Annotated in this window: 11 protein-coding genes; 7 read left to right on the forward strand and 4 right to left on the reverse strand. The window is 54.5% G+C overall.

The window, feature by feature from the left end; all coding sequences use genetic code 11:
- Window positions 1-168 precede the first annotated feature (168 nt).
- On the forward strand, window positions 169-435 hold the full coding sequence (locus J4614_RS10100; RefSeq protein WP_000146332.1) for a DksA/TraR family C4-type zinc finger protein: 267 nt from the start codon (window positions 169-171) through the stop codon (window positions 433-435).
- Window positions 436-719: 284 nt separating this feature from the next.
- Window positions 720-980, forward strand: a complete 261-nt coding sequence (gene ybiJ, locus J4614_RS10105) for a DUF1471 family protein YbiJ (RefSeq protein ID WP_000849089.1) — start codon at window positions 720-722, stop codon at window positions 978-980.
- A gap of 155 nt (window positions 981-1,135) precedes the next feature.
- Here ybiJ and ybiB read toward each other — a convergent pair whose 3' ends face one another.
- The 3 genes from ybiB to rhlE form a co-directional block, all read right to left on the reverse strand.
- On the reverse strand, window positions 1,136-2,110 hold the full coding sequence (gene ybiB, locus J4614_RS10110) for a DNA-binding protein YbiB (protein WP_208293161.1): 975 nt from the start codon (window positions 2,108-2,110) through the stop codon (window positions 1,136-1,138).
- A 29-nt stretch (window positions 2,111-2,139) separates the two neighbouring features.
- Window positions 2,140-4,284: an ATP-dependent DNA helicase DinG gene (gene dinG, locus J4614_RS10115; protein WP_208293162.1), complete on the reverse strand. Its 2,145-nt coding sequence runs from the start codon at window positions 4,282-4,284 to the stop codon at window positions 2,140-2,142.
- A 207-nt stretch (window positions 4,285-4,491) separates the two neighbouring features.
- The gene (gene rhlE, locus J4614_RS10120; RefSeq protein ID WP_000007065.1) at window positions 4,492-5,853 is read right to left on the reverse strand and encodes an ATP-dependent RNA helicase RhlE; all 1,362 of its coding nucleotides are present in this window, start codon (window positions 5,851-5,853) and stop codon (window positions 4,492-4,494) included.
- Window positions 5,854-6,082: 229 nt separating this feature from the next.
- Between rhlE and cecR the strand changes: the two genes are divergently transcribed.
- The 5 genes from cecR to J4614_RS10145 all read left to right on the forward strand — a co-directional run bounded on the left by cecR (window position 6,083) and on the right by J4614_RS10145 (window position 11,810).
- On the forward strand, window positions 6,083-6,757 hold the full coding sequence (cecR, locus tag J4614_RS10125) for a transcriptional regulator CecR (protein WP_183051692.1): 675 nt from the start codon (window positions 6,083-6,085) through the stop codon (window positions 6,755-6,757).
- A complete protein-coding gene (gene hlyD / locus J4614_RS10130) occupies window positions 6,757-7,752 on the forward strand; it encodes a secretion protein HlyD (protein WP_000743431.1) in 996 nt (331 codons plus the stop codon). Before cecR ends, hlyD begins: the two co-directional genes overlap by 1 nt.
- A complete protein-coding gene (locus J4614_RS10135) occupies window positions 7,745-9,481 on the forward strand; it encodes an ATP-binding cassette domain-containing protein (RefSeq protein ID WP_001287616.1) in 1,737 nt (578 codons plus the stop codon). Before hlyD ends, J4614_RS10135 begins: the two co-directional genes overlap by 8 nt.
- Window positions 9,474-10,604: an ABC transporter permease gene (locus J4614_RS10140; protein ID WP_000045762.1), complete on the forward strand. Its 1,131-nt coding sequence runs from the start codon at window positions 9,474-9,476 to the stop codon at window positions 10,602-10,604. The genes J4614_RS10135 and J4614_RS10140 overlap by 8 nt, the downstream gene beginning before the upstream one ends.
- A 99-nt stretch (window positions 10,605-10,703) precedes the next feature.
- Window positions 10,704-11,810, forward strand: a complete 1,107-nt coding sequence (locus tag J4614_RS10145) for an ABC transporter permease (protein ID WP_000469050.1) — start codon at window positions 10,704-10,706, stop codon at window positions 11,808-11,810.
- Here the strand turns inward: J4614_RS10145 and J4614_RS10150 are convergent.
- The gene (locus tag J4614_RS10150; RefSeq protein WP_000871970.1) at window positions 11,772-12,182 is read right to left on the reverse strand and encodes a YbhQ family protein; all 411 of its coding nucleotides are present in this window, start codon (window positions 12,180-12,182) and stop codon (window positions 11,772-11,774) included. The genes J4614_RS10145 and J4614_RS10150 overlap by 39 nt on opposite strands.
- Window positions 12,183-12,257: the final 75 nt, after the last annotated feature.

The following is a 12,257-nucleotide window of genomic DNA, read 5'->3' on the forward strand; positions in this document are numbered from 1 at the left end:
ATAACGCCACGGGGTAAATATACCACCGCGAATTCCCCGCCTCGCTCGTTTGATCGGCTATCTGAATGACATTGGCTCTGCTCATGGTCTGAAAAGATCGCGCGATGCGATTTTTTCGCCTGACGGCGCTACACTTAACCTCAGGTACCCTAAAATCAGGAGAGCGTGATGGCATCCGGCTGGGCAAATGACGACGCAGTGAATGAACAAATCAACAATACCATTGAAGATGCTGTTGCCCGCGCTCGCGGCGAACTTCCCCACGGCGAAAGTCGCGATGAATGCGAATCTTGCGGCGATCCTATCCCTGAAGCGCGGCGTAAAGCCGTACCGGGCGTTCGGTTATGCATATCCTGTCAACAGGAGAAAGATTTACATAACGCAACATTTTCAGGATATAATCGTAGAGGTTCAAAAGACAGCCAGTTACGCTGACTTTTCTTTACCGAAACCGCCAGTATCATCCATTCCTTTACGCTCATGCTTTTTAGCGTTCTGCGTCGCAGAATGTGCCGTTAACATCGACTCTGTAAAGCCAGATGACAAGAAAGGTAAATTCCACCGTTGAATTAATTAATAATCAATAGGTTATTTGTCATTCAAAAATTTTGAGCAAGGCCGTCAATTCTATTCGATTTTATCTTTCGCAAAAAACCGTGATACTCATCACATCGACGGAACATCGTCCCATAAACAGAATAACCTGCGAGAGATTAATCATGAAAACCATTAAATATGCTGTTGCAGCCATCGCGCTTTCCACCCTTTCTTTTGGCGCTTTTGCCGCAGAACCGGTTAGCGCGTCTCAGACGCAAAACCTGCATAAAATCGGCGTAGTGTCTGCCGATGGCGCCACCACGCTGGATGGCCTGGAAGCTAAACTGGCTGAAAAAGCCGCCGCTGCTGGCGCAAGCGCTTATAACATCACCTCCGCCGTGGGTAATGACAAAATGAGCGGCACTGCGGTGATTTATAAATAATTTACCTGCCCGCCAGATTTCAGGCTGTAACATCGCTGTTGTTTGAATTCTGACGGGTATTACCCTCGTCTGTTTGCCAACAGACCCACTGCTCCAACCCTCATTAACCCTGTTTGTTACCCTTATTTGCCCGTCCGCCACTGGACGGGCTTTTTTTATTCGCTAAAAGCCTGTTCGACGCGCGCAAGCCCGTCTTCTAACGTCGCCGCCTCTCTCGTCGCAACCAGACAACAGGCCATTTGCGTTTTTAATGATTGCGGCACCGGCTCGTGGCCGGCAAGGCAGCGCTCAATCCAGCGCGCGGTGATTTCAGGATCTTTAGTCGCAGGCAGTAAAAGCGGCTCGTCGTGCGTGTCGCTCTGACGCTCATGCAGTACCTGCACACCACGGCTATCAATCAGGCTGATTTGCGGACAGCGTTGCGGGTTGGCATAGACTTCGCCTTCGGTACCATGCATCAGCAAAGCCCGCCCGCCAATGCGGCTAAAAAAGGTCGCCACACGCGGGACATATTCAGGGTGAGAAACGCTTGATAAACGCAGCGCGGCATCCTCAGCAAATGGCGTCGCCAGCTTGGCCAGTGAATGCGCGCTGTTGCGCACACCCATCCGCCAGCGCATCGCCAGCTGTTTTTCCAGCGGCGGGCAGAGCGCGCTCACCGGGATAAACACCGGCTGGTGCCCGTCCAGTTTGGCCTGCGCTTGTCCACCGTGTAGAGTGGGGACAATCCCCATCAGCGCAAATATTGTTTCCGTCAGTACACGGGTCGGATCTTCACTGACGCCGTGTAATACGACTGGAAAGCCCAATTTATGCAGCAGGATAGCCAGCAGCGGCGTTAAATTCGCCTGTTTACGCGCGCCGTTATAGCTGGGAATAACGACCGGCAACGGCCTATCTGCGGGCGGTGTCAGTTTGATGGTATGATTCTGCATGGCTTCATAAAAGCCCAGCATTTCGGCTTCGCCTTCGCCTTTAATACGCAGCGCCATCAATATACTGCCCATTTCCAGGTCGGGGATGTCGCCATTCAGCATTCGGGTATACAAACCGCGCGCGGTGTCCAGATCCAGATCGCGGGCGTGATTTTTACCTCGCCCGATCTCTTTGATGATCTTGCGATAATCCATTGAAAGCTCCTTGAAGTGTGCTCACAGCATTAACGCCGTCGGCGGCGTGCAGGTTTTGCTTTTGGTTTTACTATAACGTCTGGCACGGCAGGCTGCTCTATCGGAAAAACAGGTAAGGCATTCAGTAAACGCTGTCCGTAGTTTTTGGTCAACAACCGCTTATCATAAATGACCACTTCTCCCCGACAGGCATGGCTACGGATCAATCGCCCTACCTGCTGAATTAAATTAAAAGACGCGCTTGGTAAGCTTTGTACCTCAAACGGATAACGATTCAGGCTTTTTAGCCATTCGCCTTCGGTGATCACAACCGGGCTGTCGATCGGCGGGAAGGCAATTTTATGGATATGGACCTGCGTCAGCAGCTCGCCTTTAAGATCCAGCCCTTCGGCAAAAGACTGAAGCCCAACCAGCACGCTGCGTTCGCCGCTCTCCACCCGTTTACGGTGTAGCTCCACCAGCCGGTAACGCGGCTGGTCGCCCTGAACCAGGAGGAGTAAGCGCACATCAGCGACATGCTCCAGAAAACGCTGCATCGCCCGCCCGCTGGCGAACAGTACCAGCATACCATGATGTTTTTTGCTCTCCAGTTGCTCTCGAAAATAGGCTGCCATTTCGGCAATATGCTGCTCTTCGTTATCAATGGTGGGTTCGTAGCGCATTTGAGGAATCACCAGTTTCCCCTGTTCCACATGATTAAACGGCGAATCCAGCGCCACAAAGCGGTCGCCGGCTTTTTCTTTTAAGCCGCTCATTTCCTGCAGGCGCGAAAAGCTATTGAGCGAGCGCAGTGTCGCCGAGGTGACAATAATGTGCGGTACGCTGCGCCATAACAATCTTTCCAGCTGATCGCTGACGCGGATACCGACACAATGGAACCAGACGTGGAGTTGCCCTTCGCGTATTTCACGCGTCGCCCATTTGGACACCGGCGCGCCTGAAGACTGCGCCATCGAAGCCAGCCACCATAATTTACTTTGCGCCTCGAACATTCCCAGCGCCCGGTTCATCTGTAAAATCACCCGATGCAAACGCACAATATCGTGCGACCCGGTTTTTTCGCTGAGATCGTTGAGAAAGGATTCCGCCAGCCCACGCAGCGTCTCGGTCAGCTTCGCCAGTCGCTGACAGATTTCCATGACCTCATCAGGCAACTCGCCCATTGCAAAACGGTGCTCCGCCTCCTGCGCTGCGGGCATATACAGATTAAGAATGGCATTGAGCGAGGCGATCAGTTCGTATACCTCCTCGCAATGGGCGTTAAGTCGCTCAGGATTCGCTAACGGCGGCGTGGTTTTAGGGCGAAATTGCTCCATGCAGGTCGCCACCAGTTTGCTGAACAGATCCAGTTGCAAGCGATACCAGGAGGCGGTAATTTCCGCGCTCATCTCCAGCGCATCGCGAGCGACATCGGGCAGATGATGACCTTCATCCAGTACCAACAGCAGATGCTTTGGTTCCGGCAGTACGGCTTCACTTTCCATCGCCGCCATTACCAGCGCGTGATTCGCCACCACGACTTCCGCTTCCTGTATTTCACGTCGGGCGACAAAGAATGGACATTCGCGGTAATAGTGACAGTTGCGGTTCAGACAACTGGCTTTATCGGTACTTAATCGCCGCCACAGATCGTCGTCAATAGCAATGTCGGTATGATCCCGCAGACCATCCCATTTGTAACCGTCAAGATCCCCTTTCAGCCTGGCGCAGCGCTTTTGCTCTTCCTGGTTGTTAGGCGTCAGTTCGTCATCAAGAAAGGCGAGCAGATCCTGCTGCGTAGGCTCGCTACTGGCGAGCGCCGCCAGGTTTCGCGGACACACGTAACGCCCGCGGCCAAAGGCGGCGGTAAAGCGCAGATCGGGGATGATTTTTCGTAGCAGCGGCAAATCTTTGCTAAAGATCTGATCCTGTAACGCCACGTTAGCGGTACTGACCACCAGTGTTTTTTGCTCTTCCCGGGCAATGGCAATACCGGGAATAAGATAGGAGAGGGTTTTCCCGACGCCGGTCGGCGCTTCAATAGCCAGATGTCTCCCTTCTTCCCCGGCCAGCGTTCTGGCGACGTCAGCAATCATCTGCCGCTGCGGCGCACGGGGAATAAAGTCGGGAATCTGGTCCTGAAGCGCCTTATACCAGGCGGCGATTTGCGCTTTCAGCGCAGCGGTCAATGCCATGAGAAAACCTGAAGTACTGTATAAACAGCCACTATTGTGTCACATTTCAGGGGCGGGAAGTACCTTTTTTACCGGTTCTGGAAGGCGGCTCGCAACGCGATGTGTATTTTGCCGGATGACGGTGCAAGCACCTTATCCGGCCTACGTATTTGCATAGTCCGTAGGCCCGGTAAGCGTCGCGCTACCGGGCATGTTGCCGGATAAAATTTACTGGGCAGGCGTGATTCTGCGCGGGCGACGCGGCGGACGTGCTTTGTCGCCAGCGGGTTTCCCCTCGCCTGTGCGCGGTTTTGGTTTCGCCTTCGCCGCCCCGCTATCCTGACGTCGCGGCTGCTGACTGCGCCCCGCTCCCCCCTGATTTTGTCCGCGACCACGACCGCCGCCGCCGCGCTGCTGACGGCCATTCTGAATCGGCTCCGCTTTAATCGACGGGTCCGGCTCATAGCCCGGCGTCGTAATGCGAGGGATCTCTTTTTTCAGCAACTTTTCGATATCACGCAACAGTTTATGCTCGTCAACACAGACCAGCGACAGCGCCTCGCCAGTTGCCGCCGCGCGACCGGTACGGCCAATACGATGTACATAATCTTCCGGCACGTTCGGCAGCTCATAGTTGACCACGTGCGGCAGCTCTTCAATATCCAGACCACGCGCCGCAATATCCGTCGCCACCAGCACGCGAATATCGCCGGATTTAAAATCGGCCAGCGCGCGGGTACGTGCGCCCTGCGATTTATTACCGTGGATCGCCGCGCTGCGAATACCGTCTTTGTTAAGCTGTTCCGCCAAATGGTTCGCGCCATGCTTGGTGCGGGTGAAGACCAACACCTGCTGCCAGTTGCCCTGGCCAATCATTTGTGACAGCAGTTCGCGCTTACGTTTTTTATCGACAAAGTGCACGTGCTGCGTTACCTGCTCTGAGGCGGTGTTGCGGCGCGCCACTTCGATTTCCAGCGGGTTGCGCAACAGCTTTTCGGCGAGCGCTTTGATGTCGTCGGAGAACGTGGCGGAGAACAGCAGATTCTGACGCTTCGCCGGCAGTTTCGCCAGCACGCGACGAATGTCATGAATGAAGCCCATATCCAGCATACGGTCGGCTTCATCCAGTACCAGAATCTCAATCTGATCCAGCTTCACGGCATTTTGATGTTCCAGGTCGAGCAGACGTCCCGGCGTCGCCACCAGCACATCCACGCCGCCGCGCAGTTTCATCATCTGCGGATTGATGCTTACGCCGCCAAATACCACCAGCGAGCGAATGTTGAGATATTTACTGTAATCTCTGACGTTTTCGCCAATTTGCGCCGCCAGCTCGCGGGTTGGCGTGAGGATCAATGCGCGCACCGGGCGACGACCTTTAGCGTGCGGCTGATGGGTAATCAGATGCTGCAACAATGGCAGGGTAAAACCCGCCGTTTTACCGGTTCCGGTCTGGGCGCTGGCCATCAGATCGCGGCCTTCCAGCACGGCAGGAATCGCCTGTTGCTGAATAGGGGTAGGTTCACGGTAACCCTGCTCGGCAATGGCGCGCAGGATATCAGGGTTTAATCCCAGGGAATCAAAAGACATAACTACTCCGGACCGCCCCGACCGTTGCCGGTGTAGTTTTCAGGGAGATGCTCAAATTTGGAATGACAAAAACCACAATGTCATGAAGGGGCGGAGTGTAGCAGTTTTTGTGATGCGGCGCATAAATTATCCCGGAAGGTGGCAAAGACAAATTAATCGACCACACTGGACAAGTGCCATTATGAGTCATAGTCTTAATCAATCGATTGATTAAGAATTAGGGCGTGTGATGAATATTACCACCACGACCACCAAGGGCGAGCAGGCGAAAAGTCAGCTCATTGCCGCCGCGCTGGCGCAGTTTGGCGAGTATGGCCTCCATGCCACCACGCGCGATATCGCCGCGCTGGCGGGGCAAAATATTGCCGCTATTACTTACTATTTCGGCTCAAAAGAGGATTTATACCTCGCCTGCGCCCAGTGGATTGCCGATTTTCTTGGCGAAAAATTTCGCCCCCATGCTGAAAAAGCGGAACGTCTGTTTAGCCAGCCTGTCCCTGACCGGGACGCCATACGCGAGCTTATTCTGCTCGCCTGCAAGAACATGATTATGCTGCTGACGCAGGAAGACACCGTTAACCTGAGCAAATTCATTTCACGCGAGCAGCTCTCTCCCACGTCGGCCTATCAATTGGTTCATGAACAGGTTATCGATCCGTTGCACACCCATCTGACAAGATTGGTTGCCGCTTATACCGGCTGCGACACCAATGATACGCGCATGATTTTGCATACCCATGCCTTACTGGGCGAAGTGCTGGCGTTCCGTCTCGGCAAAGAAACTATTCTGTTACGTACCGGCTGGCCGCAGTTTGATGAAGAAAAAGCGGAGCTGATTTACCAGACGGTAACCTGCCACATCGATCTTATTCTGCACGGTTTAACGCAAAGGAGTCTGGACTGATGAAAAAACCTGTCGTTATCGGACTGGCAATCGCAGCGATCGTCGCTGTGATTGCCGGTGGAACCTGGTGGTATCAAAGTCGGCAGGACGATGGGCTGACGCTATACGGTAATGTCGATATCCGTACCGTCAATATCAGCTTTCGCGTCGGCGGCAGGCTGGCGTCGCTAAATGTTGATGAAGGCGATGCCATCAAAGCCGGACAGGTGCTCGGCGAACTGGATCACGCGCCATACGAAAACGCGCTGATGCAGGCGAAAGCTGGCGTGTCGGTCGCGCAGGCGCAATATGATTTGATGCTGGCAGGCTATCGCGATGAAGAGATAGCCCAGGCCGCCGCCGCCGTCAGACAGGCACAAGCCGCTTATGACTACGCGCAAAACTTTTATAACCGTCAGCAAGGATTGTGGAAAAGCCGCACCATTTCCGCTAACGATCTGGAAAACGCCCGCTCATCGCGCGATCAGGCGCAGGCGACGCTGAAGTCCGCGCAGGATAAACTGAGCCAGTACCGTACCGGTAATCGTGAACAGGATATCGCCCAGGCGAAAGCCAGCCTGGAACAGGCAAAGGCCCAACTGGCGCAGGCGCAGCTTGATTTACAGGACACTACGCTTATCGCGCCTGCCAACGGAACCTTGCTCACCCGCGCGGTCGAGCCTGGCAGTATGCTGAACGCCGGCAGCACGGTATTAACGCTCTCGCTGACCCGCCCCGTCTGGGTGCGCGCCTATGTTGATGAACGCAACCTCAGTCAGACGCAACCGGGGCGCGACATTCTGTTGTATACCGACGGTCGTCCTGACAAACCTTACCACGGCAAGATTGGTTTCGTTTCGCCCACCGCGGAATTTACGCCGAAAACCGTCGAAACGCCGGATCTGCGTACCGATCTCGTCTATCGCCTGCGCATTATCGTCACCGATGCGGACGATGCGTTACGCCAGGGGATGCCAGTCACGGTGAAATTTAATGACGAGGCACGGCATGAGTGAGGCCGTTATTACGCTGCACGGTCTGACGAAGCGCTTTGCGGGAATGGATAAACCCGCCGTCGCGCCGCTCGACTGTACCATTCATTCCGGTTATGTCACCGGGCTGGTAGGGCCGGACGGCGCAGGAAAAACCACGCTAATGCGTATGCTGGCGGGCCTGCTCAAAGCCGATGGCGGCAGCGCGTCCGTATTGGGCTTCGACCCGATACAAAACGACAGCGAGCTGCACGCGGTTCTGGGCTATATGCCGCAGAAATTCGGTCTGTATGAAGATCTTACCGTCATGGAGAACCTTAATCTCTATGCCGATTTGCGCAGCGTTACCGGCGAGATACGGGAAAAGACCTTTGCCCGTTTGTTGGAGTTTACCGCCCTCGGCCCTTTCACTGGCCGTCTAGCAGGAAAATTGTCCGGCGGGATGAAGCAAAAACTGGGGCTGGCCTGTACGCTGGTCGGCGAACCGAAAGTGCTGCTGTTGGATGAACCGGGCGTTGGCGTTGACCCGATTTCACGGCGCGAGTTGTGGCAGATGGTCCACGAGCTGGCGGGCGACGGGATGCTGATTTTATGGAGCACCTCCTATCTGGATGAAGCCGAACAGTGTCGCGATGTGCTGCTGATGAATGAAGGCGAGCTGCTCTATCAGGGCGAACCTAAAGCGCTGACGCAAACGATGGCCGGTCGTAGCTTTCTGATGAGCAGTCCACAGGAAAACAACCGTAAGTTGCTACAGAGAGCGCTCAGACTGCCGCAGGTGAGCGACGGCATGATTCAGGGACGTTCGGTACGCCTGATCCTGAAAAAAGAGGCGACCGCAGCAGATATTCGCCAGGCCGAAGGGATGCCGGAAATCACCCTCAATGAGACCGCGCCGCGCTTCGAAGATGCGTTTATCGATCTGCTTGGCGGAGCGGGAACCTCGGAGTCTCCGCTGGGTTCAATCCTGCATACGGTTGAAGGCACTGCCGGCGAAACGGTGATTGAAGCGCAGGAACTGACGAAAAAATTTGGCGATTTCGCGGCCACGGACCATGTTAATTTCGTCGTACAGCGCGGCGAGATTTTTGGCCTGCTCGGCCCGAACGGCGCGGGTAAATCAACCACCTTTAAAATGATGTGCGGCCTGCTGGTGCCGACATCCGGCAAGGCGCTGGTGCTGGATATGGACCTGAAAGTCAGCTCCGGCAAAGCCCGTCAGCATCTGGGCTATATGGCGCAAAAATTTTCTCTTTACGGCAACCTGACGGTTGAGCAGAATCTGCGTTTTTTCTCCGGCGTCTACGGTTTGCGGGGCCGCGCGCAAAATGAAAAAATTCAGCGCATGAGTGAAGCATTTGGTCTGAAAAGCATCGCGTCGCATCCCACCGATGCGCTGCCACTGGGTTTTAAACAGCGACTGGCGCTGGCCTGCTCGCTGATGCACGAACCGGATATTTTATTCCTTGATGAACCAACATCCGGGGTTGATCCCCTCACCCGCCGTGAATTTTGGCTGCACATTAATAGCATGGTGGAAAAAGGGGTCACGGTAATGGTGACGACCCACTTTATGGATGAGGCGGAATATTGCGATCGCATCGGACTGGTTTATCGCGGGAAGCTTATCGCCAGCGGTACGCCGGACGATCTCAAAGCGCAGGCCGCCGATGAGCAACAGGCCGATCCGACGATGGAGCAGGCCTTTATCACTCTCATCAATGACTGGGATAAGGAGCATACGCATGAGTAAGTCTCTCTCCTGGCGCCGCGTGCGTGCGTTGTGCGTCAAAGAGACGCGCCAGATCGTGCGCGATCCCAGTAGCTGGCTGATTGCGGTGGTGATCCCGCTGCTGTTGCTGTTTATTTTTGGTTACGGCATTAACCTCGACTCCAGCAAGCTGCGGGTGGGGATTCTGCTTGAACAGCAAAGCCAGGAGGCGCTGGATTTCACTCATGCGATGACCGGTTCACCCTATATCGACGCGACCATTAGCGATAATCGCCATGAATTAATTGAAAAAATGCAGGCCGGACGCATTCGCGGACTGGTGGTGATTCCGGTGGATTTCGCGCAGCAAATGGCGCGCGCCGGTGACAGCGCGCCGATTCAGGTGATTACCGACGGCAGCGAGCCAAACACCGCCAACTTCGTTCAGGGTTATGTTGAAGGCATCTGGCAAATCTGGCAACAGCAGCGGGCGGAAGATCGCGGCGACACCTTTGAACCGCTCATCGACGTCCAGACGCGCTACTGGTTTAACCCGGCGGCGATCAGTCAGCATTTTATTATTCCCGGGGCGGTGACCATTATCATGACGGTAATTGGCGCAATCCTCACCTCGCTGGTCGTTGCCCGCGAATGGGAGCGCGGCACGATGGAGGCGCTGCTCTCAACCGAAGTGACGCGTGTTGAACTGCTGCTGTGTAAGCTTATTCCCTATTACTTTCTCGGTATGCTGGCGATGCTGCTCTGTATGCTGGTATCGGTGTTTATTCTCGGCGTGCCGTATCGCGGTTCGCTGGTGATTCTGTTTATCATCACCAGTCTGTTTTTACTGAGTACGCTGGGGATGGGGCTGTTGATTTCCACCATCACTCGCAACCAGTTTAACGCCGCGCAGGTGGCGCTGAACGCCGCCTTTTTACCCTCGATTATGCTGTCCGGGTTTATCTTCCAGATAGACAGTATGCCTGCGGTGATCCGCGCGGTGACCTATATTATTCCGGCGCGTTATTTTGTTAGCACCCTGCAAAGTCTGTTTCTGGCCGGCAATATTCCGGTCGTGTTAGGCGTTAACGTACTGTTTTTAATCGCCTCGGCGGTGATGTTTATTGGCCTTACGTGGCTAAAAACCAAACGACGGCTGGATTAACTCTGGCGCTCGTATTTTGCCCGGTGGCGCTATGCTTACCGGGCCTACGGGCCATGTAGGTCGGGTTAGCGTAGCGCCACCCGACATGAGGAAGGTTCTATGTTTCATCGCTTATGGACATTAATTCGCAAAGAACTGCAATCGCTTTTACGCGAACCACAAACGCGCGCGATCCTGATTCTGCCGGTGCTGATTCAGGTCATCCTGTTTCCATTCGCCGCGACGCTTGAAGTCACTAACGCGACTATCGCTATCTACAACGAAGATAACGGCAAACATTCGGTAGAACTTACCCAGCGCTTTGCCCGCGCGAAAGCGTTTACCCATGTGCTATTGCTGAACAGTCCGCAGGAGATCCAGCCGACTATCGATACGCAAAAAGCGCTGCTGCTGGTGCGCTTCCCGGCGGATTTCTCGCGGAATCTGGATACCTTCCAGCCTGCGCCGATGCAACTCATTCTTGATGGACGTAACTCCAACAGCGCGCAAATCGCCGCCAATTATCTGCAACAGATCGTCAAGGAGTATCAGCAGACATTGATGGACGGCAAGCCAAAGCCCAACAATAGCGAACTGGTGGTACGCAACTGGTATAACCCGAATCTGGACTACAAGTGGTTTGTGGTGCCCTCGCTGATCGCCATGATCACCACTATTGGCGTGATGATCGTCACTTCGCTGTCCGTCGCCCGCGAGCGTGAACAAGGCACTCTGGATCAGCTGCTGGTCTCTCCGCTCACCACCTGGCAGATTTTCGTTGGTAAAGCGGTGCCGGCGCTGATTGTCGCGACCTTCCAGGCCACGATCGTGCTGGCTATCGGCATTTGGGCATACCAAATTCCCTTCGCCGGTTCGTTAGCGCTGTTTTATTTCACGATGGTGATTTACGGGCTGTCGCTGGTAGGCTTTGGCTTACTGATATCATCGCTTTGCGCCACGCAACAGCAGGCGTTTATCGGCGTTTTTGTCTTTATGATGCCAGCGATTTTGCTCTCGGGGTATGTCTCGCCAGTGGAAAATATGCCGGTCTGGCTGCAAAACCTGACGTGGATAAACCCTATCCGCCACTTTACTGATATTACCAAGCAAATTTATCTTAAGGATGCGAGTCTGGGGATTGTCTGGGGAAGTTTGTGGCCGCTACTGGTGATAGCGGCCACCACGGGTTCAGCGGCGTATGCGATGTTTAGACGCAAAGTGATGTAGCTTTTTATCTTTCGCCAGTAGCGAGACTACGGCGGGCCCGGCCAGGATAGCCAGCCCCGCCAGAGCCAGTAAGACATTGTTTTGCAATACGCGGGATAGCAGCCAGAGGACAATCAGCGCGGTGCCGAAGTACCAGGTGGTAGTCAGCTCTTCCAGCACATCCGCCACATCGCGCCAGCGTTGCTCATGATGGCGCTGCAACGCCAGCATCAGCAGTACCGTCACGCCATAAAGCACGCATAATCCCAGGCCGACGCGCACTAATGTGCCGCTCATCCAGCCTATTACCAGCATCGCCACTACCAGTAAATGCAACATAATCTGCCAACAACCGAGGCCGGTTGCGACACGAACGCGTTGTTGCCACTTCATGGCTTTTCTCCTGAAGCATTTTTCTCTCATTATTCAGAGTACCGAACTTTACGGAAAATTCCGTAAGACCGCATC

The organism is Salmonella sp. 32031103-2018-00083-FB-01-SM-01, from assembly GCF_017571995.1.
In the GTDB taxonomy this organism is placed as follows: Bacteria; Pseudomonadota; Gammaproteobacteria; order Enterobacterales; family Enterobacteriaceae; genus Salmonella; species Salmonella enterica.

Bases quoted from the DNA above. Each gene is read 5' to 3' on its own strand.
- rhlE (WP_000007065.1), bottom strand. From the start codon at position 5,853: ATGTCTTTTGATTCCCTGGGATTAAACCCTGATATCCTGCGCGCCATT.
- J4614_RS10135 (WP_001287616.1), top strand. From the start codon at position 7,745: ATGAGTGAGGCCGTTATTACGCTGCACGGTCTGACGAAGCGCTTTGCG.
- dinG (WP_208293162.1), bottom strand. From the start codon at position 4,284: ATGGCATTGACCGCTGCGCTGAAAGCGCAAATCGCCGCCTGGTATAAG.
- J4614_RS10145 (WP_000469050.1), top strand. From the start codon at position 10,704: ATGTTTCATCGCTTATGGACATTAATTCGCAAAGAACTGCAATCGCTT.
- J4614_RS10100 (WP_000146332.1), top strand. From the start codon at position 169: ATGGCATCCGGCTGGGCAAATGACGACGCAGTGAATGAACAAATCAAC.
- hlyD (WP_000743431.1), top strand. From the start codon at position 6,757: ATGAAAAAACCTGTCGTTATCGGACTGGCAATCGCAGCGATCGTCGCT.
- ybiB (WP_208293161.1), bottom strand. From the start codon at position 2,110: ATGGATTATCGCAAGATCATCAAAGAGATCGGGCGAGGTAAAAATCAC.
- ybiJ (WP_000849089.1), top strand. From the start codon at position 720: ATGAAAACCATTAAATATGCTGTTGCAGCCATCGCGCTTTCCACCCTT.
- J4614_RS10140 (WP_000045762.1), top strand. From the start codon at position 9,474: ATGAGTAAGTCTCTCTCCTGGCGCCGCGTGCGTGCGTTGTGCGTCAAA.
- J4614_RS10150 (WP_000871970.1), bottom strand. From the start codon at position 12,182: ATGAAGTGGCAACAACGCGTTCGTGTCGCAACCGGCCTCGGTTGTTGG.
- cecR (WP_183051692.1), top strand. From the start codon at position 6,083: ATGAATATTACCACCACGACCACCAAGGGCGAGCAGGCGAAAAGTCAG.